Here is a 23,654-nt window from a genome sequence, read left to right on the forward strand (position 1 = left end):
CGCCGAAATATTCATCAATTACAGAGGCAACGCGTCCCATTGATGGTCGTTGTTTCTGAACAACCAGGTAAAGCAATATGTTGGTCCTTCGAGGCGCTCCCGCACTATCAGAGTTTCACCAAACTAAACTGATTGCAAAGCTGGGTCAATCCGGCATTAAGGTGAAAAACCTATATAGCGAATATATTCACCTTATCGATTCAGAAGGTGAACTCTCGCAGCAGCAATTAGAAATACTTAAAAAGCTGCTTACCTACGGGCCTGCCCGACAAACCCAAACGCCAACTGGCAATCTCTTCGTGGTAACACCCCGACCAGGTACCATCTCTCCTTGGTCTACCAAAGCAACTGATATCGCAAACAATTGTAGTCTGAACACGATTAATCGTATAGAGCGAGGCTGTGCTTTTTATATAGAAGCAGAACAACCGCTCAGCGATGCTGACTATAGTCTTGTTGCTGCCCACTTGCATGATCGCATGACTGAAACTGTTTTTCCTAATACCGCAGCGGCAGAAGTATTGTTTGCACATACCAAGGCGAAAACCTTTACATCAGTAGCGATACTCGAAGATGGCAAGCAAGCGCTTGTGGATGCCAATATTCAACTTGGTTTAGCACTGGCTGATGATGAAATAGAGTATTTATTCGAAAGCTTTACGCGTTTGGCGCGTAATCCTACCGACGTAGAGCTTTACATGTTTGCACAAGCGAACTCTGAACATTGCCGCCATAAGATTTTCAACGCCAGTTGGACAATCGACGGTCAAGAGCAAGAAAAATCCTTGTTCAAAATGATCAAGAACACATTTGAAGTGTTACCCGATCATGTTTATTCGGCCTATAAAGACAACGCTGCTGTTATGTCTGGATGGGAAGCAGGGCGTTTCTTCCCGAACCCACAAACGCATCAATATGAATACCATCATGAGAATATCGATATTCTGATGAAGGTAGAAACCCATAACCACCCAACCGCTATTTCACCTTTCCCAGGTGCGGCAACAGGCTCAGGTGGTGAAATTCGTGATGAAGGTGCTACCGGACGTGGTTCTAAGCCAAAAGCAGGTTTGGGTGGTTTTAGTGTGTCTAACTTACGTATTCCAGGATTAGAACAGCCGTGGGAAAAAGACTACGGTAAACCACAACGTATCGTGAGCGCGTTAGATATTATGCTAGATGGCCCACTAGGTGGCGCTGCATTTAACAATGAATTTGGTCGTCCGAATTTGCTTGGTTATTTCCGTACCTACGAGCAAGAAGTGAATAGCTTTAATGGCGTTGAAGTACGTGGTTACCACAAGCCTATTATGCTTGCTGGTGGCTTAGGTAATATTCGCCGTGAACATATTGAAAAAGGCGAAATTACTGTAGGTGCCAAACTTATCGTGCTTGGCGGCCCAGCCATGAATATCGGTCTTGGTGGGGGCGCAGCCTCTTCCATGGCATCGGGTCAGTCAAATGAAGATTTAGACTTTGCTTCGGTACAGCGTGAAAACCCAGAAATGGAGCGTCGTTGCCAAGAAGTTATTGATGCGTGCTGGCAGTTAGGTGATAACAATCCTATCCAGTTTATTCACGATGTGGGCGCGGGTGGTTTATCAAACGCGCTGCCTGAATTAGTTAACGATGGCGGACGTGGCGGTAAGTTTGAACTGCGTAATGTATTGTCTGACGAACCAGGTATGACACCACTAGAATTATGGTGTAACGAATCACAAGAACGTTACGTGATGTCAGTAGCACCAGAAAACATGCCGGTGTTTGAGGCGATTTGCGCCCGTGAACGCGCACCTTACGCTGTAGTAGGGGAAGCCACTGCTGAACAAGAATTGAATGTAAACGACAGCCAATTCGATAACCAGCCTATAGACATGCCCCTAGATGTGTTGCTTGGCAAACCGCCTAAAATGCATCGCGATGTGACAAGTAAACCATTAGAAACCACTAGCTTTAATGAAAGCGACATTACATTGGCCGATGCGGCAACACGTATATTGTCGCTACCTACTGTGGCGGAAAAAACTTTCCTTATTACTATTGGCGATCGCTCGGTAACAGGCTTGGTTAACCGAGACCAAATGGTTGGCCCTTGGCAAGTACCTGTAGCCGATGTGGCGGTTACCGCCACTGCTTTTGATACTTACCACGGTGAAGCCATGGCGATGGGTGAAAGAACCCCCGTTGCCTTGTTATCTCATGGTGCGTCAGCGCGTTTAGCCGTAGGTGAAGCGTTAACCAATATTGCCGCAGCGAACATTGGCGATTTAACCCGTATTAAGCTTTCAGCAAACTGGATGGCAGCGGCAGGTCACCCTGGTGAAGACGCTGGGTTGTATGAAGCGGTAAAGGCCGTGGGTGAAGAGCTTTGTCCTGAATTGGGATTAACCATTCCGGTAGGCAAAGACTCAATGTCGATGAAAACTGCATGGCAAGAGGAAGGCGAAGATAAAGCGGTAACATCACCGTTATCATTAGTGATTTCTGCTTTCGGTGCAGTAAAAGATATTCGTAAAACGGTCACACCAGAGCTTCGCACCGATAAGGGTGACAGCCAACTATTACTCATCGATTTAGGTGAAGGTAAGAACCGCCTTGGCGCGAGTTGTCTTTCACAAGTTTACGAGCAACTAGGTGATGCACCTGCAGATGTGGTTTGTGCGCAACGTTTGAAAGCCTTCTTCAATGCGGTACAAACGCTAATAGAGAAACAATTGGTAGTGGCTTACCACGACCGTTCTGATGGTGGACTATTCACCACGGTAGCTGAAATGGCCTTTGCCGGTAAAACCGGTGTAAGTGTTGCGCTAGACGGCATTTCAGGTTCAGAAGCGAGTTCAGACCTATCTGTGTTGTTTAACGAAGAGCTTGGTGGCGTACTTCAAGTGTTAGACAAAGACATAGAGAAGGTTAATGCGGTACTCGCGTCTTTCGATTTAACGGATGTTAGTCATTACATCGGTACGTTAAATACCTCTGATACTATCGAGTTTACCCGTGACAATGTGGCCGTGCTGAACGATAGTCGCGTAGCCATGCGAACTACGTGGGCACAAACCACCTTGGCGATGCAAAAGCTTCGCGATAACCCTGTATGTGCTGAACAAGAACATGCCGCTAAGCAAGATGCCGCCGATCCTGGCCTACATGCTGCGCTTACGTACGACGTAAATGAAGATATTGCTGCGCCATATATCGCGAAAGGTGTGCAGCCTAAAGTCGCCATTTTGCGTGAACAAGGCGTAAACTCGCACCTTGAAATGGCTGCTGCATTTAACCGCGCTGGTTTTAACGCTGTTGATGTACACATGAGCGATATCTTAGCCGGTAAAGTCACTCTTGATGACTTCGCCGGTTTAGCTGCTTGTGGTGGTTTTTCTTACGGTGATGTACTTGGAGCCGGTGAAGGGTGGGCGAAATCAATCTTGTTCAACGAGCTTGCACGGGATCAATTCGCTGCCTTCTTCGACCGTAACAGTACCTTTAGTCTAGGGGTTTGTAACGGCTGCCAAATGCTGTCTAACTTGAAGTCACTTATTCCTGGTACTGAACATTGGCCGCACTTTGTTGCTAACCAATCGGCACGTTTCGAAGCCCGTGTAGCCATGGTAGAAGTGACTAAATCTGCCTCTGTGTTGTTGCAAGACATGGCCGGTTCGCGCATGCCAATTGCTGTATCACACGGTGAAGGGCAAGCAGAGTTTGCAAGCGACAGCGCGCTTTCGTCTGTAGCATCGCAAGTGGCACTTCGTTATGTTGATAACTACGGCCAACCTACTATGCAATACCCAGCCAACCCGAATGGTTCGCCTGAAGGTATCACTGGGCTAACCTCTAGTGATGGACGAAGCACCATAATGATGCCGCACCCTGAGCGCGTGTTCAGAGCGGTGGCAAACTCATGGCGTCCAGACGATTGGCAAGAAGATGGTGCGTGGATGCGTATCTTTAGAAATGCCCGTCGTTTTGTAGGATAAAAACGCGCTTAAGCTTAGTAGAGGTAAGATGTTCTTATCTCTACTTTTTACTTAAATGAGCGTAAAGCGTGTCAATAGATTGGCAAAGTGTCAAAAAATTGTACTGAGGGCTTGTCTTCGATAAGTCACTGATCTATTGTAGTGCAATGCAGGGATTGCAGACAGGTTACAGGAGTTTGTTTTAAGGGTTGTACCAACAAAAAATATTGTTGGTGTTGATAACAAGAGACGACGAATGAATCGTTCATCAAAAGGGTTTGGCTTAACCGGAGTAGCCATAGCGGTTGTGCTGATGTTTGTTACTGCTGTTTTCAGCAGTTCAGCTAAATCTGCCGACGTTACTTCAACGCTAGTTGTGCAGTCTTCAGTTAAGTAGTCTGAAAGTGAAATTCTAACGCCAGTATCTGTCGTCAGATACTGGCGTTAATCACTCAGCTTTACCAATTCATTTTATAAATCTTGCGTTATTAGCCTTTCCTATTTTTCTCTCTGTTGATCAATTTCTGATCTGGGTGTTTCTTCAATAACACATATGTAGCTGCAAATCCGCCGTGCACAGGCTGCGCCGTGTGGTAAGCAATGACCTCTTCTAATTCAAGCAACCAGTGATTAACGAAACTTTTCTTATAAGCAGGAAAAGGTTTACTCTCTTCACCCTTGCCGTGCTTAATCAATAATGCCCTCACACCGCGTTTGTGTGAGTCGGTTATCGCTTTGTATAGTGCATCTCTACTTTGCTCAATCGTCATACCGCTTAGAGAAAGGGTTTCTTCTAATGGATATTTACCCATGCGTAATTTTTTAAACACACCATCTTGAATACCTGGTTGTTGGAATAAAATGAAATCGTCAGGCTTTACAGGTGTTACCCCATCTAGACTTAGCGGGCTTTTCAGCTTTTCCCTTTCACTGCGTTGACTTGCAGCTCGCCTCTTTTTTTCAGCTATCGCACTCTCTGTATCATGCAATAACGCTTTATTTGAAGGCTTAATGGGTTTTACATCTTGCATCTCAGCAAAGAACGAATGTAAATCATCATTTTTTTCAAAATCAGTCATAGTTTTCTCCCACACTCAGCGAAGCTTTTTTTTCATGCATGTATTCGCTACGCCAATACTACTTTTCAACGTTGACCTAAATAAGCACTGTTTTACTAAGAATCAATATGGGGCTGTTTGTTGAATATTCTACTCTCGTATACCATGGGTTTATCCTAAAAGTAGCATCATTTAAAAAGCCGAAGTCGAGATGGTTTTTTAATTATTGACGACTGAATCTTATACGTAGCTAATTTGACGATGGCTTACTATTAATGAAAGTGGCGTAAATACAGTTTAAATGTAAACAAATCACAGGGACAAGCATGAAAAAAATGCGTCGAATAATCACTATCTTAGTGTTTTGCTTAAGTGTCACCATGCCAAGTATTGCGCAAACCAATGATAATGAAATAAAACAGGTTATTGCTACGAAGGTCGCACCGCCGTTTGTCATCAAAAACGAAGATGGTTCTTTTGAAGGTATAAGTATTGCGCTTTGGGAGCGAATTGCAGAATTAACGGCTACCGATTATGCGTTGACCGAAGCGTCTTTGGTTGAGTTGGTGGCGGGAGTAGAAAACGGTCGTTTTGATGCGTCTGTTGCTGCGCTTACCGTCAATGCGCAACGAGAATCGGTCATTGATTTTACGCACCCTTTTTATACTACGGGATTAGCTATCGCCGTGCCTAGCGAAGGAAATCGGTGGATGTCAGCCGTTAAAGGTTTTTTCAGCTGGGAATTTTTAGTTGCACTATCAGCTTTGTGCGGGTTGCTACTGGCGGTAGGGGCTTTATTGTGGCTGTTTGAAAGAAAGCGCAACGCCGAGATGTTTGGCGGCTCAACGCAACAAGGTCTTGGCGCCAGCTTTTGGTGGGCGGCGGTGACAATGACCACAGTAGGGTATGGCGATAAGGCCCCTGTTACCTTTGGGGGGAGGGTAATCGGCTTCATTTGGATGTTCGCAGCCATCATTTTAATCAGTAGCTTTACCGCAGCCATTGCTACAAGCCTTACCGTAAGTCAGCTATCTTCAAGTGTTAAAGGGCTTGAGGACTTACCTAATGTGCGGGTCGGCACCTTGGCTAACTCTGCAAGTAGCGCATTTTTACAAAAAGAAAATATCGGATTTAAGCGGCTTGAAAGCGTTGAAGAAGGTTTGTCGCAATTGGCATCAGGTAAGCTAGATGCATTAGTTTACGATAAGCCCATTTTACAGTACTTAACTAAAAACAACTTTGGTGACAGTATTCTTATTTTACCCGAAGTCATTGAGCGTCAGGATTATGCTATTGCACTACCAGAAAACAGTGCACAAAGAGAAAAATTTAATACCGCGTTACTCAGAGTAATAGAGACGGACGAGTGGCAAGAGATATTGGATAATTATCTTGGGAAATAGCACCAAATAGGAATACATTCCGTGATTGCGGTTAAGCGTAGTGGCGTCCCCAGCTGGAATCGAACCAACATCTAAGCCTTAGGAGGGCCTTGTTTTATCCATTAAACTATGGGGACCTAACGTAGTGAGATCTTATTATACGTAGTTCCATCAAATACGAAACCTTTTGATTAATCAATGAGGTGCCGAAGGTTTCATGGTATAGGCTTTAAAATTTACCTGCTTGTTTGTCGTATAGAATCATTAGACGTTGTAAGCGGTGAGTATCGCAGCTTTCTAAATAAAAAAAGGCCCCGATACAGATGTATCAGGGCCTTTATCGTTAAGCCTCTTTTACATTAAATATCCGTTGTTGGGAATTTATCGATTGCCGTTTTTAGCACATCTGACTCCGTTGGAGTAGCAATGCCAATACTACCGTCATTCTCTTTAGCAGTATCACCAGACAGCTTCCCAGGCTCAGCTACCGATGTGCTATCGCTTTCAGAATCAGAAGGAATAGACTCTATCGACGGTAAAATCAAATCTTCTGGTGGAAGCTCAAGATCTACGGTATCAATCGTTACTTCGGTTTCCAGCCCGATGGTAACAATATCGTTTTCCTCTGGAAGGGTAATTATGTCTTCCGGCAATGTGCTCTCAGATGTCACCACTTGAGAATCAGTGTTTAACTCGACGGTTTGTTCAGACTGCGCACTAAATTCAACAACGTTAGGCGCTTTGGGTTCATCAGTTGCTTCCGTTTCTATACCTTGTGATGCACTTACCGACCCCGATGAACTATTTGCCATAGTTTCAGCTGAGTTACTTGTTTCTACTACTGCTACACCTTCACCAGATGCCGTCACAAACACGTTAAACTCAGCCTGTTCGACAGTACCATCTGGATACTCAATACGGTAAGTAAAGGTATCTGTTAAGGTTCCACCAAATACGGCTTGCGTATTGTCCGGGGTATAAGTGTACGCGCCCGTTTCGTCAATTTGCAGCGTGCCGTAAGCACCCACTAACGAGATGCCCCCCGTAGCGTTTTGGAAGTTTGTTCCATCAGTAGATACAGTTACATCGTATGTTGGGCCAAACAGTACATCGTTTTCGAACAGATTGCCCGTAGCGGTTTGTACTTCTTCAACAACAAATTGGTCTAAGAAGTAAACTGTTGAGCTTAAATCGACACTAACGCCACCAAGAGCACTGGCTAAACCTGTATCCACATCCATTGTCACTCGGTATTCACCTGCTGTAAGACCAAATGAAGTAAAGCTACCATTTCCGTCGAGGCCAAGCAGGCCTATCAACTGGTCACTGGAGAAGGTTTCAACAACTTCCCATGTGCCGTTATTGTTTCGCTCAATGAATAGGTCCAGTCCTGAGCCCAATGATAATAGATCGCCTCCATCCACTGTTAAGTTAAGATCCATAGTGGTATCCGTTGCCACTGTAAACGTGTTGCTTTGGGTATCTACAGTGGCAGGAATAACAATACCAAGAGCGCCAATCAGCCAAGTGTATTCAAGCGCCTCGGCTTCAGCATAACCAGTGCTACTAGCAAAATCATAAATGAGTTCAGCACGAGCCGAGTCCGCAGATACCCCTTGTCCTGATAGATTAAAGTTTAAGTTTGCGGTAGAGGTATTCGTACCATCTGAAATGGTGTAGCTAAAGCTATCTGTACTACCCAAGCCGTCGCGCACGCCGTTGGCTACATAGGTGTAGCTGCCGTCTTCAAAGATGGTGAGGTCACCATAGTCGCCTTCAATAGTTACGCCCGATAGCCCAGTACCCAATACAGTCACTGACTCACCATTAGTATGGGTAACTTGCGTCACTACGCCGCCCTCGGCAATGCTATCGGCTACATCGCCTGTATTAGCGGCATCAATAACATTACCTGATGTTGTCGTACTACCTTCAAACGCGTATTCAGTGAGTGTTGAAGTTATATCGGTAGACTGAAGCAAGGTAAGTGTATTGCTTAGCAATGCCGCTGCGACAGCATCTAACACGCTATCTGCAAGAAGACTTAACCCGAGACCGTTTAGACCATTAGTAATAGTGCTGACCAAGTCACCGGCACCTATTGTCTCTGTTGCACCTAAAGCTGGCTCTAGAATGAAGGTGCGTAAAACCGTACCTAAACCAAGCCCATTTAATATACTCGCGTTAGTGCCGTTTAGTGCGTCCTCAACAGCAGTTAACACTACCTCTTGGTTTTCTTCCCCAAGCACTACGCCGCCATCACCTAACTCTGTTAGCGTAATCGAGCCGTCGCTATTTTGGTCGAATAATGTTTCAAGGGCACTTTCATCATTGCGAACAACCACGGTGTAATCACCGGCAGGTAGCCCTGAGAATTTTGCAACCAGCGTATCGTCACCGGTTAGTCCGATAAGGTTTATACCTACCGCATCACCTATTAACGGATTGTCCGGCGTCATAGCTGTAGCAACCACGTTGCCATCTGCATCAATAATGTCAACACGATACGCATCGGCAACGGCAACCAGCGCTGTTTGGCTGACTTCGACTACCACTTCGCCAAAGAAACCAGCATCAACGGTAAGCGTTGTGCTAGCCTCTGGCGAACCTGCCACTGGTGAGCCTTCTGCTAAGCCTATCACCTGGAAGTCGCTGTCGGTAACTGGTGCATTTACAATGGCAGTTTGTGCGCCCAGTTCCATGTCATTATTATCTGTCTGTGCTACTACTGGAGGGAAGTCGCTGCCAGAAATGGTGATGGTAAGTGCCGCAATATCAGAGGTTGCACCGTCTGATAGGGTGTAGTTAAACACTTCATCTTGGCCGATTGCACTGCGATCGCCGTCGGCAGTGTAGGTATACGTACCGTCTGCAGCAATTTCTAGTACACCATAATTACCTTGAATAGTAACTGTACCTGTAGCAGGAACAGTAACGCTATCACCAGATGCATTGGTAACAAGCGTCACTTGCGCGCCGTCTAAGATAGTGTCCGCGCCCACGCCACTTAAATCACCATTAATTAGGTTACCTTGTGCCACTAAATCACCCGTATAAGTGTATTCCGTTAACGTGGTGGTAATGTCAGTGTCTTGTAAAAGGGTTAAGGTATTGCTAAGCAACGCATCGGCAACAACACTTAAAATATCATCAAGGAAGCCAGTTAAGCCAATTGCATCAAGAGGGGCGGTAAGTAAATTAACAAGCTGGCCTGCGCCAATTACTGTAGTCGTATCCAGAAGTGTCTCTAGTACTCCTCTTACTTGCGTGCCAACCGTACCAAGTGGAATACCTAAAACGCCGGTATTTAACGTTGCTTCGATAGTATCAAGAACTACCGCCTGATTGTCTGGCCCAAGTACCACGCCAGCTGTACCAAGCTCATCAAGGTCAATATCGTTACTGTTGTCATTGTCTAACAAATCTTCAAGTAAGTTCTCATCATTGCGAACCACCACACTGTAGTTGCCAGCATCAAGGCCTGCTAACGTGAACGAAATGGTCTCGTCGCCGGTAACATCAAAAATGTCTAGGCCACCGACATCGGCAAGTTGTGAATCTGCGCTTACTCCTTGGTAAACAAGCTGACCGCTCTCGTCATACACCTCAACAATGTAGGCATCGGCAACAGCAACCAGTGCTATTTGGTCAACCTCTACTAACACTTCACCTACATGGTTAGGGGAAACGGTAAAGGATGCACTTGCATCAACACCGCCTGTAGCTTCAACTAAGCCGATAACATCTACGTTGCTGGTGGTTTCTGGTGGGTTGACCGTGACCACAGGCTCGCCCATATCGACTCCGTTTCCATCATTAATGGCATCGAGGGCTTGTACAACCACATTTTGGCTCGCTGTGCTTGCCGAATTACCGGCGTCGTCGGTGACTGTTGCCACTACCGAATAGTTACCCGCTGGTAGCGTTGTACCTGTTAAATCCAGGCTCCAGTTGCCGCTGCCATCAATGGTGAGTTCAGAGTCAGTGCCAAAGGTATAGGACGTGCCATCAATAATGACAGTCAGAGTAGTATTGTCACCAAGGTCAACTGTTCCATTGAAAATTAGCGTGCTGTCGCTGGTTATAAAGTCTCCAGCCACCCCAGAGTCGTTTGAGATACTGTCGAACGTTACCGTTTGACCATTATTGTTTTCATCAATACTGGTATCGATAACAATTGAACCTGTAGCTGAGTCAGAATTACCCACGGCATCTGTAGCGGTAACCGTTGCCGTGTAATTACCTTCAGCAAGCAAGGCGACAATATTGTCAGCTAGTGTCCATGTGCCGTTACCATTGTTGGTAGCGGTGTAGTCGTTACCGTCAATGGTTACTACCACAACCGCATTGGTGTCGTTTACCGTACCGGTAAGTTCAGGCGTGGTGTCATTGGTGGTCAGATCGTTTATGGCTACCGTAGGCGCAGTGGTATCAACCACTACGGTACCTGTGTTGGTCACCGTGTTACCCGCGGCGTCTGTGACACTCACAGATGTTGGGTAACTACCCTCTGCGAGCGTGGCGACTACATCATCGGCTAGTTTCCATGTACCATCACCATTGTTGGTAGCGGTGTAATCATTGCCGTCAATCGTCACCACCACAATTGCATTCGGATCGTTCACTGTACCGGTAAGTTCAGGCGTGGTGTCATTGGTGGCCAAGTCGTTTATTGCAACCGTAGGCGCAGTGGTATCAATCACTACGGTACCTGTGTTGGTGCTGACGTTACCGTCAGGATCGGTTGCGGTAACGGTTGCGGTATAGCTGCCTTCGGCGAGCGTGGCGACTGCGTCATTAGCCAGCGTCCACGTGCCGTTACCGTTATTAGTGGCGGTGTAGTCGTTACCGTCGATAGTCACTACCAACCTGTCAGCGCTGGTGTCGTATCGTTGGTGGTTAAGTCATTAATTGCCACTACCGGCGCTACAGCATCTACGGTATCAGACGCAGATCCGCTGGTATTGCCCGCTTCATCTGTAGCCGTGGCCGTTACTACAACACCATCAGACAATGGTGTATCAGGCGTAACGCTCCAATTGCCGTCGCCATCCGCGATGACGGTGAAATCTGGCGTGCCGTCGCCGTCTATATCTACATTTACCGTTGCGCCCGCTTCTGCAGTGCCTGTGATCTCAGTGCCGTTACCGGCATCAACAGTTGGCGCTGTTGGTGCTGTGGTATCAACCACTACGGTACCGGTGTTGGTGCTGACGTTACCGTCAGGGTCGGTCGCCGTAACGGTTGCGGTATAGTTGCCTTCGGCGAGCGTGGCGACTGCGTCATTAGCCAGCGTCCACGTGCCGTTACCGTTATTAGTGGCGGTGTAGTCGTTACCGTCGATAGTCACTACCAAGTCAACGACTGGCGCCGCCGCGTCAACGGTGTCTGAGGCTGGGTTGCTAATGTTGCCCGCTGCGTCAGTTGCCGTTACGGTCACAATTACGCCATCGGAAAGTGGTGTATCAGGCGTAATACTCCAATTGCCGTCGCCATCAGCAATGACGGTGAAATCAGGCGTGCCGTCGCCATCCACGTCCACATTCACGGTTGCCCCTGCTTCGGCGGTACCAGTAATTTCGGTGCCGTTACCCGCATCTACAGTAGGGATCGCAGGTGATGTAGTATCAATCACTACCGTTCCTGAATTTGAACCCACATTGCCATCAGTATCCGTGGCAGTAACGGTTGCGGTATAGCTTCCATCTGCAAGTGCAGCCACTGCATCGTCAGCCAGTGTCCAAGTGCCATCACCGTTAATGGTGGCGGGGTAGTCGTTACCGTCGATAGTCAATACCACAACTGCGTTCGCATCATCAACCGTACCTGTCAGCGCTGGTGTAGTAGTCAACGACTGGCGCCGCCGCGTCAACGGTGTCTGAGGCTGGGTTGCTAATGTTGCCCGCTGCGTCAGTTGCCGTTACGGTCACAATTACGCCATCGGCCAGCGGTGTAGTGGGTGTTACTGACCAATTTCCATCGCCATCTGCGATGACGGTGAAGTCTGGCGTGCCGTCGCCATCCACGTCCACATTAACGGTTGCGCCTGCTTCAGCGGTACCGGTAATGTCTGTGCCGTTGCCAGCATCGACGGTAGGCGATGCTGGTGCAGTGGTATCAATCACCACAGTACCAGAGTTAGTTCCGGTGTTACCATCGGCATCAGTGGCAGTAACCGTAGCGGTATAGCTACCTTCAGCCAGCGCAGCTACTGCATCGTCAGCCAGTGTCCAGCTGCCATCACCATTGTTTGTCGCGGTATAGTCTGTACCGTTAATGGTAACGACCACGATGGCGGTTGGATCGTCTACCGAACCGGTAAGTGCAGGCGTTGTGTCGTTAGTCGTTAGGTCGTTAAAGGCAACGATTGGCGCAACAGCGTCTACTGTATCTGACGCTGGGCTACTCGTATTGCCAGCTTCATCGGTTGCTGTTGCCGTGACAACCACGCCATCTGCTAGCGGTGTACTGGGTGTTACTGACCAGTTACCATCGCCATCAGCAATAACCGTGAAATCAGGTATGCCATCACCGTCAACGTCTACGTTTACGACAGCGCCTGCTTCGGCTGTACCGGTAATTTCGGTACCATTGCCTGCATCAACAGTAGGCGCAGCAGGCGCAGTAGTATCGATAACTCCACCATTTTCGTTTGCAGTCGCCGTATTGCCCGAGGCATCAGTGGCAGTCGCAGTGACAGAATAATTACCTTCAGATAAGGCCGCTGGCACATCTACAGAGAAGGTGCCATTAGCTTGAACAATGGCGTCAAAGGTTTGCGTATTACCAGCATTATCAGTAACGCTGATGGATACGATGCTACCTGGCGCAATATCTGTAGTACCGGAAATGGTCGGTGTTGTGTCATTTCCTGTACCAAGCTGATCCAAGGTTAGGTTTGGTACGCTGGTGTCAATATTTCCGCTGGTAGTATCAGATGCTGAGTTTCCAGCGGCATCAGTGGCGGTAGCGCTAACATTGAAGTTACCGTCTGCCATTGCATTAGGCACATCGGCGCTGAAGTCTCCGTTACTATCGACAATAGCCGTAAATGTCTGTTCTGCTCCTGCGCTGTCGGTGACGGTTATGGTCACTGAACTACCTGGGCTTAAATCGGTGCTACCGGTGATCGTCGGCGTGGTATCGTTACCTGTGCCTTGTGCATCTAAGTTGATAGTCGGCGCGGTAGTGTCTACGCTACCGTTTGTTTCAGTGGCAGTAGTCTCATTACCTGCTGGGTCTTGGGCAACCGCTGTGACGGTATAGCCTCCTTCAGCCATTAGGTTAGGCACGTCGGCCGAGAAACTGCCGTCTCCCTGAACGGTTGCATCGAAGGTCTGGCTTACACCTGCGTTGTCCGTAACCGTAATCGTTACCGTAGCACCTGCAGGCAGGTCAGTATTACCTGATATCGTCGGCGTTGTGTCACTCTCTGAGTCTAACGCGTCTAACGATAGGCTAGGGGCTGTCGTATCAATAACGCCCGAATTGTCTACAGTACTGGTGCTATTACCCGCTTCATCACTCGCTGTTGCCTCAACACTGTATGCACCTTCTGCCAATGGCGCAGGCACATCCACTGTAAAGTTTCCATCTACATCAACCGTAGCTGTGAGGGTTTGAACATTTCCTGAGCTGTCAGTTACTACAAGAGTAACTTCACTACCCTGCGCTAGGTTTGTGCTACCAGATAGGGTAGGCGTTGTGTCATTGCCTTCCTCTAGTGGCGTTAAGGTTAGTGATGGTGCTGTAGTGTCTATGTTTCCTGTATCACCTGCTGTCGCTGTGTTGCCTGCTTCATCGCTAATAGTAGCGCTTACCGTGAAGTCGCCTTCAGCTAAATCGGTACCCGGGGAGATAGAGAAAGACCCATCGGCTAGTACAACAGCACTTAAGGTCTGGGTTGCACCAGCGCTATCCGTTACCAAAATAGTGACCACAGAGCCTGCAGGTTCATCGGTTGTACCGGTAATGAGTGGCGTCGCGTCGTTAGTGGTATCGGCAACATTTATAGTAAGTGTAGGTATTAGTGTATCGACTACACCTGTCTCGTTATCGGTTGTACTGTTACCTGCTGTATCAGTGGCGGTTGCTGAAACAGTGAAGTTTCCTTCAGCCATCGCCGCTGGTACGTCGGCAGAGAATACGCCGCCCGCGGCAACCAGTGCAGAGAACACTTGGGTATTACCCGCACTATCAACAACGGTTATTTGCACTGTAGAACCTTGAGGCAAATCTACAGTACCGCTAATGGTTGGTGTTGAATCGTTAACTGCGCCTGGCTCGTCCAGCGTAATAACAGGCGAAATCGTATCGATTACGCCGGTTTCAGCGTCGGACGCTGTATTGCCAGCTTCATCAACGACGGTAGCTTGAACTGTGTAGTTACCCTCTGCCATAGTGGCAGGTACTTCTACGCTAAAGGAGCCGTCGCTTTGTACGGTTGCTGATAAGGTTTGTACATTGCCAGCGTTATCGGTGACGGTAATTGAAACCGTGCTTCCAACAGGTTGATCGGTTGTACCGCTAATGGTTGGTGTTGCATCATTGCCAACACCTGGATCTTCCACATCAATAGCCGGGGATGTGGTATCTACCACACCGCCAGTTTCAGAGTCAGAACCCGTATTACCCGCACCGTCAGTCACCTCTGCGACAACGGTGTAGTTACCTTCTGCCAAATCAGCAGGCACGCTTGCACTAAAGGTGCCATCACCTTGTACTGCTGCAGTAAAGGTTTGAACTGCTCCAGCACTATCTGTTACTGTTAAAGTGACGGTGGAACCACCTGGCGCATTCGTTGTACCTGAAATAAGAGGTGTAGCGTCGTTTGTTCGACCAAGGGCATCTAACGTAATGTCCGGTGCGGTCGCATTAATATTGCCGCTATCAGCGACGGTCGTGCTATTGCCTGCAGCATCACTCGCACTGGCTGTTACATCGTAATCGCCATCAACAAGCGCGCTGGGTACTTCAACTGAGAAAGTGCCATCCGCGTTTACCGAAGCGGTAAGATTCTGTACATTACCGCCTGCATCGGTGACAACCAGTGTAATTGTTGCTCCCTCTGGAAGGTCAGTAGTACCGCTCAATATTGGCGTTACGTCATTACCGCTGGCCACTGGATCTAAGTTGATAACAGGTGGAGTGGTGTCAACTGTACCGTTGTTATCAACCGCTGTGTTTTGATTACCTGCATCATCAGTCGCCGTCACTTCTACGGTGTAATCGCCTTCTGCAAGGTCAACCGGCACATCAGCGCTAAAGCTGCCGTTCGCTTGAACGGTGGCTGTGAAGGTTTGCGTATTGCCCTGGTTGTCAGTCACGCTAATGCTTACAGTGTTGCCCGCAGCCAAGTCGGTGGTTCCCGATATAGTCGGTGTAGCGTCGTTGGTTAGACCTTGTGCGTCTAACGTTATGGTGGGGGCTGCTGTATCTATGATGCCGTTATTATCTATTGCGGTTGCTGAATTACCCGCATCGTCAGTCGCAGCGACGGTCACACTGAAACTGCCCTCAGCTAAATCGGCAGGAACATCAGCACTGTAAGTGCCATCGTTTTGAACGGTTGCTGTGAATGTTTGGGTATTTCCAGCGTTGTCTGTCACGCTTATGCTAACTGTGTCGCCAGCATTGAGGTCTGTGGTTCCAGAGATAGATGGCGTTGCATCATTGCCAAGCCCTTGTGTATCGATGGTTATCGATGGGGCTATGGTATCGATGTTTCCGTCATTTTCGGTTACTGATGCACTGTTGCCAGCGCCGTCAGTGGCGGTCGCAGTAACAGAATAGTCACCTTCAGGTAAGCTTGCAGGGACATCAGCTGTAAAGCTTCCATCGCCTTGCACTATGGCACTGAATGTCTGTGTGTTTCCAGCACTGTCAGTCACAGTTAGCGTTACAGTGCTACCTGGTGCTAAATCGGTATTACCTGAAATGGTTGGCGTGGTGTCGTTATCTGACTCTAATGGTTCAAGCGATAAGGTCGGCGCTGCTGAGTTTATATCGCCACTTACTGTATCTGTAGCGGTATTGCCTGCAGCATCAGTCGCGGTTGCAGTAACATCGAAGTTTCCGTCAACCATAGGATTAGGCACATCGGCACTGAAGTCGCCGTTACCATCTACGGTTGCAGTAAACGACTGCACAGTGCCAACACTGTCAGTTACTGTAATCGTCACCGTGCTGCCTGCATCCAAATCTGTGCTACCGCTAATAGTTGGTGTGTTATCGTTTCCTGTACCAAATGGATCTAAGGTAATCATTGGCGCGGTTGAATCGACGCTACCGCCAGTTTCAGAATCAGAACCTTGGTTGCCTGCAGCGTCTTGAGCGGTTGCGGTGACCGTATAGTCACCTTCAGCTAATGGTGAAGGTACATTGGCTGCAAAACTGCCGTCGGTTTGTACCGTAGCGGCAAAGGTTTGCGTATTACCCGCACTGTCGACCACCGTTAATGTAACAATGGCGCCAGCTGGAAGGTTTGTGGTGCCAGAAATAGTTGGCGTAGCGTTATTCTCTGGCGTTAATTCGTCAAGGTTTAGCTCAGGTGGCGTGATGTCGATATTCCCCGAATTATCGAGTCCCGAAGTACTATTGCCTGCTTCATCAGTGGCGGTAGCTTCAACACTGTACGAGCCTTCAGCCAGTGCCGCGGGTACGTCAACCGTAAAGTTCCCTGCAGCATCAACCGTTGCTGTAACCGTTTGAATGTTGCCTGCACTATCTGTGATAACCAAAGATACAACACTGCCTTCGGCTAGATCTGTACTACCCGAAATGGTTGGCGTTGTATCATTGCCTAATCCTTGAGGATCTAAGGTTAGGGTAGGTGCTGTGGTGTCGATGGTGCCCGTTGCATTGGCTGACGCACTGTTGCCAGCATCGTCGGTGGCCGTTGCGGTAACCGTATAGTCACCTTCGACCAGCGCAGCTGGCACATCTACAGTAAAGTTGCCGTTTGCATCAACCGTTGCAGTGACAGTTTGGATATTGCCAGCGTTGTCGGTAATCGAAACTGTTACAGTCTCACCTGCTGCTAGGTCCGTAGTACCTGAAATGGTAGGCGTAGTATCGTTATTTGAACCCAGCGCATCTAGCGAAATAACGGGGGCGACGGTATCGACGATACCGTTATTATCAGTGACAGATGCACTATTGCCGTTGCTGTCAGTAGCGGTAGCCGTTACTGAGTAATCGCCCTCGGCAAGAGGCGCGGGGACATCAGCACTAAAGTTACCGCTCGCATCAACTAGTGCAGCAAAGGTTTGCGTATTGCCAGCACTGTCAGTGACTGAAAGCGTAACGGTCGAACCGGCGGGTAGGTCAGTCGTACCCGATATGGTTGGTGTAGTATCGCTAACCGTAACTTGAGCATCTAGTGTCAGCGCAGGCGCGCTGGTATCTAGCGTACCGGTATCAGAGGTGGTAGTTGTATTACCCGCATCGTCTGAGGCACTTGCTGTTACCGTGTAGCTGCCGTCTGGTATAGCGTTTGGAACATCCGCGCTGAAGTCACCATTCGCGTCCACAATGGCGTCAAAGGTTTGTGTATTGCCTGCGCTATCAGTGATGGTTAACGTTACCGTGCTTCCCGTTGCTAAATCAGTGCTGCCCGATATGTTAGGCGTTTCATCGTTGCCTGTGCCTTGCGGGTTTAGCGAAAGTACAGGAGCAGTGGTGTCAATATTGCCACCGTCTTCAGATGCGGTTGTTGAATTACCTGCATCATCTGTTGCAGTAACTTCGACGCTGTAATCTCCTTCAGGCAGTGGAGACAATACCTCTGTTGCAAAGTTGCCGTCAGCATCAACCAATGCGTTAATGGTTTGCGTGTCACCATTGCTGTCAGTTACGGTGATCACAACGACAGAGCCTTCAGGTAAATCTGTATTACCTGAAATAACCGGCGTAGTGTCATTACCTGAATCTAACGGGTTAACGGTAACAATAGGCGCTTGTGTATCAATACTTCCATTTGTTTCGTTTGCCGTCGCGGTGTTGCCTTGTGCATCGCTTACTGTTGCCGTAACGGTAAAGTCGCCTTCAGCCAGAGCGCTAGGCACATCGGCACTGAATGTACCGTCTGCTTGCACGGCTGCTTGGAAACTTTGCGAGTTACCATTGGCATCTACCACAGTAATGGTAACCAGTGTGCCAGGTGCCACGTCGGTAGTACCTGTGATAGTTGGGGTAACATCGCTGGTAGCGCCTTGTGTATCAAGGGTTAACAGCGGCGCTTCGCTATCTACATTACCTGTTGTATTGGCATTCGCGGTATTGCCTGCACTGTCGGTTGCAGTGGCAGTCACAGTAAAGTCGCCGTCAGCTAGTGCGTTTGGCACATCTACGCTAAAGCTACCATTTGCATCGACCAAGGCATTGATAGTTTGCGTGTTTCCAGCGCTATCTGTTACGACAAGCGTAACCGTGTTTCCTTCAGGAAGGTCAGTGGTGCCTGAAAGCGTAGGTGTGGTGTCACCCGTGCTGCCAAGGTTTTCAAGGGTAAGCGTAGGCGCGGTAGTATCAATGGTGCCGCCATTATCGGTCACCGCTGTAGTATTGCCATCACCGTCGGTCGCACTGGCGGTTACTGTGTATGCTCCATCAGTCAGCGGGGTATTAACATCCACACTGAAGATTCCGCCGGTGCCTACCGTCGCGGTAATCGTTTGCGTGTTCCCTGCGCTATCCGTTACGGTCAAGGTTACCGTACTTCCTTCAGGTAAGCTTGTGGTGCCTGAAATAGTGGGCGTGCTGTCATTCGTTTCGCCTTGATCATCTAGCACTAACGTGGGTGCATTGGTGTTAATGTTACCAGTTTCGTTGTCTGTAACTTCATTGCCTGCCCCGTCTTCTGCCGAGGCAGTAACCGTGTAGTCTCCATCAGCGAGTTCTTGCGGTACGTCGACAGAGAAGTTGCCGTTAGCATCGACCAAGGTGTTGATAGTTTGCGTGTTACCTGCGCTATCAACGACCGTTAGCGAGATAACACTTCCTTCAGGCAGGTCGGTGCTGCCCGATAAAGTTGGTGTGGAATCGTTACCAGAACCCACTGGGTTTAAAGATAGCGATGGTGCGGTTGTATCTACAATGCCGCCGTTCTCTGTCACGCTCGCGGTATTACCATTGTCATCGACAGCGGTTGCTGTAACGGTGTAGTTACCTTCTGCCAATGCGCTAGGTACTTCAGCGTTAAAGTTTCCGTTTTCATCAACAAGGGTTTCAATGGTTTGCTGATTACCTAAGCTATCGGTGACAATCAGTGTTACCGTGCTACCTTGTGGTAAATCTGTCGTGCCACTAATTAGTGGCGTGATATCGTTGCCAATGTCTTGAGGGTCAAGCGATAGTGTTGGTGCTGCGGTATCAATATTGCCCTGTGTTGACGCAGAGTCTTGATTACCCGCATCGTCAGTGACTGTGGCGGTAACGGTAAAGTCACCGTCGGCAAGCTCTGCCGGCACGTCAACAGAGAAGGTACCGTCATTTTCGACAACAGTGTCAAAGGTTTGTGTATTTCCCGCACTGTCTGTAACAGTGATTGATACACTGCTACCTGGTGCCTGGTCTGTGTTACCTGAGATGGTTGGCGTAGTATCATTAGTACTGCCTTGTGCATCTAAATTAACCAGCGGCGATGTAATATCGATATTACCGCCAGTTTCCGTTGCTGTAGCGGTATTGCCGTTCGCATCGGTTGCCGTCGCCGTTACGCTATATTCACCTTCCGCTAAAGGATTGGGGACATCGGCATTAAAGTTGCCCGAACCGTCTACCGTTGCCGTAAATGTTTGCGTATTGCCAAGCGCATCGGTAACAGACAGTGTGACAGTGCTGCCAGCGGGTAAATCGGTAGTGCCGGAAATAGTGGGCGTGGTGTCGTTATCATCACCCAGTGGGTCAAGGGTTAAGCTTGGCGCATTGCTGTCCACGGTGCCAGTTTGTGAAGTCGAAGCACTATTACCCGCAGCATCGGTAGCTGTTGCTTCAACAGTGTAGTCGCCGTCAGCGAGTTCGGCAGGAACGTCTGCGCTAAATTCGCCGTTCGCGTCTACTGTGGCAGTAAAGGTTTGGCTGTTTCCAGCACTATCGGTAACGGTAAGTGTAACCGTGCTGCCCACTTCTAAGTTCGTTGAACCGCTAATTGAAGGTGTCGTGTCATTACCGGTGCCAAGTGGCTCTAGTGAAATGGTAGGTGCTTGCGTATCAATGTTGCCGCCATTTTCAGTAACGGTAGTTGTATTGCCTGCATCGTCTGTAGCACTGGCCTCTACGGTATATTCACCCTCAGTAAGCGGCGTTTGCACGTCGACGCTAAAATCACCGTTTTCATCAACGATGGCATCGATAGTTTGTGTGTTGCCAGCGCTGTCGGTCACCACAATGGTTACTGTTGAACCAGGTGGTAAATCGGTAGAGCCTGAAATCGTTGGCGTGGTGTCGCTAACGTCACTTTGCGGGTCTAGAGAAAGTACTGGTGCGGTAGTGTCTATGTTGCCACTGTTGTCGACAGCGGTGGTTGTATTACCCGCTGCATCAGTTGCTTCGACAGAAACCTCATAGTTGCCTTGTGCTAGCGCTTCTTCGACATCGGCGCTGAAATTACCATTTTCATCAACAAGGGCGGTAACAGTCTGCGTATTACCCTGGCTATCGGTAACGGTAATAACGACTTCGCTGCCTGCGGGCAAATCCGTATTACCTGAAATCGTTGGTGTTGTGTCGTTAGTATCCGTTTGCGGGTCGATATTCACAACCGGTGGGGTGGTATCAAGTACAGTAGTGGCCGTGGCGGTAGAGCTATTACCATTTTCGTCTGTCACCGTCACTTCAATCTCATATGCGCCCTCTTCAGAGCCAGGAGGGAATGCTACATTGAAGTTGCCATTCTCATCGGTTGTCCCCGTTATTGTCTGACTGTTGCCGTCGCTATCGGTGATAACAACCACAACCTCTGAATTAGGGGCGTCTGACGAACCCCCTATGCCTTCACTACCGTTGGTAGGAGAGCCGGTTTCAATAACGACGTTCGGACCTTGGGTATTAATAACTGCATCGATTGATACCGAAGTGGTGTTGCCCGCCACATCAGATACAGTAGCGGTTATCGTGAAGTCGCCGTTTGCGAGTGCTTGCGGCACTTCAGCACTAAAGCTACCGTCTTCTTGCACAATTGCAGTAATAGTTTGCGTAGTGCCATCTGAATGCACGATTTCTAGTGTTACTACTGCACCTGGTTCTGCGTCGGTGTCGCCAATTATCACTGGCGTGTCATCATTGGTTGAGCCAATAGGTTCGAGGCTAATGGATGGCGCCGTGGTGTCAATTTCGCCGGTTACTGTAGTGGTAGAGCTATTACCTGCCGGTGTCGTTACAGTAACATCTACCGTGTACTCACCTTCGCTAAGCTCCGCTGATACATCTTCGTTGAATGTGCCGTCTGCGCCTACAGTGGTAACTATCGTTTGTTCGTTACCCTCACTATCTGTAACGACAATGACGACTTCACTACCAGGAGGTGCATCAGTCTCACCAGACATGTTTGGCGTTGTATCGTTCGTCGGTGCAGGTTGATTTAGGGTCGTCGACGGGCTAGAAGAATCGTAATCGCCGCTAGTTGTTGCTTGCGCTATGTTACCCGCACCATCGGTCACCTCTGCAGTTACGCTGTATGTACCCTCAGCCACAGCATTTGGAACTTCAACGGTAAAAGTACCATCGGCTAGTACGGTGGTGGTAAAGGTTTGAGTAACGCCTGCACTATCGGTAACGTTAAGTGTTATTGTGCTTCCTGGTACCGCATCCGTTAAACCAGAAAGTGCGGGTGTAGCATCGCCATTTATTCCAGGGTCGTTTAATGAGATGGTTGGTGCAGTCACGTCGATAGCGCCCTGTGCTTCGGCACTGGCCGTATTTCCTGCTTCATCTGTCACGCTGGCGTTAACCGTAAATTCGCCTTCAGCTAATTCAGCCGGTACGTCTGCGCTGTAGGTTCCATCAGCTTGAACAATCGCAGTCACGGTTTGCGTGTTGCCCGCACTATCGGTGATGGTCAATGTAACCGTACTGCCAGGTGCGGCATCGGTTGTACCAGAAAGCGAAGGCGTAGTGTCGTTGTCAGTGCCTTGTGCATCTAACGCAATTGCCGGTGCAGTCGTGTCAATTTCGCCGGTATTTGCATCGGTTGCAGTATTGCCTGCGGCATCCGTAACCGTAGCTTCAACAGAATATTCACCTTCTGCTAATTCAAGGGGCAGATCTACAGAGAAGGTGCCGTCAGCTTGAACTGTGGTGGTAAGCGTTTGTACGTTACCGGCGCTATCAGTCACCGTTAGCGTTACGGTCGAACCAGGCGCAGCATCAGTGGTACCTGAAAGCGTAGGGGTAGTGTCGTTGTCAGTGCCTTGTGCATCTAACGAAATGGCCGGTGCAGTCGTGTCAATTTCGCCGGTATTTGCATCGGTTGCAGTATTGCCCGCCGCATCTGTAACGCTGGCTTCAACGGAATATTCTCCTTCCGCTAATTCAAGGGGCAGATCTACAGAGAAGGTACCGTCAGCTTGCACGGTGGTGGTAAGCGTTTGTACGTTACCGGCGCTATCAGTCACCGTTAGCGTTACGGTCGAACCTACCTTTTGGTTTGTTTAATAAAGATTCGACACCTTTATCAAACTGGGTAACTCTCATCTTTTCAAGTCGATGTGTCAGATCTGGTCGGAACTAATTCAAATAATCGTACCCAAAGTGCACGAATGCTTCTTTTGATTCCAATTTACACCAATAATTTGCACGGAGTACAGAGCGAAAAATATCTTCGATATTCTCGATATCGATCACTTGCCCATTGCTAATCGAGGATTGATTTGATGAATCTTCTAATTCACTAACTTGAAGAGATTCAATTTTATTCTCTTTAAGGAGCGATTTTAAGCTATAAATGTAGGCGCTTTAGGTAGTTACATAATCTTCAATACTAACTAATTGCCCAACATCGGAATATTCCGTCCATTCGTTAGCCAGGTATTCTCCATGCTCATTTCTACTTTCTGGATTGTACTTACTGAGTCTAAATTCCCTCATAGGCACCTAACAATTTACTAGACCCCAAAGCGGTCTGTCTAAACACACCAAACTGGTGTTTTTAATTCTATCCATATCGTCAGATTACTCTCTAACTTCTCTAAATAAAACAATAAATCAGAATGGTGTTTTTTGCTCATGAATTAAAAATACCAAAATGGTGCTTTAGGGGCGAG

Annotated in this window: 4 protein-coding genes, 1 tRNA gene and 1 pseudogene; 3 read left to right on the plus strand and 3 right to left on the minus strand. The window is 48.4% G+C overall.

From position 1 onward, the window contains the following. Positions 1-77: 77 nt before the first annotated feature. Both purL and AVL57_RS21285 read left to right on the plus strand, forming a co-directional pair. Positions 78-3,977, plus strand: coding sequence for a phosphoribosylformylglycinamidine synthase (purL, locus tag AVL57_RS04895; protein ID WP_061093576.1), 3,900 nt, complete (start codon positions 78-80; stop codon positions 3,975-3,977). Between the two features lie 235 nt (positions 3,978-4,212). After that, positions 4,213-4,353 carry a hypothetical protein gene (locus AVL57_RS21285; protein WP_013785166.1) on the plus strand — a complete coding sequence of 47 codons (141 nt, stop codon included), beginning with the start codon at positions 4,213-4,215 and terminating at the stop codon, positions 4,351-4,353. A 91-nt stretch (positions 4,354-4,444) separates the two neighbouring features. On the opposite strand, the gene smrA is transcribed toward AVL57_RS21285, so the two are convergent. Further along, positions 4,445-5,035 carry a DNA endonuclease SmrA gene (smrA, locus tag AVL57_RS04900; protein ID WP_057793406.1) on the minus strand — a complete coding sequence of 197 codons (591 nt, stop codon included), beginning with the start codon at positions 5,033-5,035 and terminating at the stop codon, positions 4,445-4,447. Positions 5,036-5,340: 305 nt separating this feature from the next. Between smrA and AVL57_RS04905 the strand changes: the two genes are divergently transcribed. Next, positions 5,341-6,417, plus strand: a complete 1,077-nt coding sequence (locus AVL57_RS04905) for a transporter substrate-binding domain-containing protein (RefSeq protein WP_057793404.1) — start codon at positions 5,341-5,343, stop codon at positions 6,415-6,417. 41 nt (positions 6,418-6,458) lie between these two features. On the opposite strand, the gene AVL57_RS04910 is transcribed toward AVL57_RS04905, so the two are convergent. Then, positions 6,459-6,533, minus strand: a tRNA-Arg gene (locus tag AVL57_RS04910). Positions 6,534-6,755: 222 nt separating this feature from the next. Next, a pseudogene (locus AVL57_RS21495) lies at positions 6,756-23,042 on the minus strand (BapA/Bap/LapF family large adhesin); the annotation flags it as partial. Positions 23,043-23,654 lie beyond the last annotated feature (612 nt).

The organism is Alteromonas stellipolaris, assembly GCF_001562115.1.
Classification (GTDB): domain Bacteria; phylum Pseudomonadota; class Gammaproteobacteria; order Enterobacterales; family Alteromonadaceae; genus Alteromonas; species Alteromonas stellipolaris.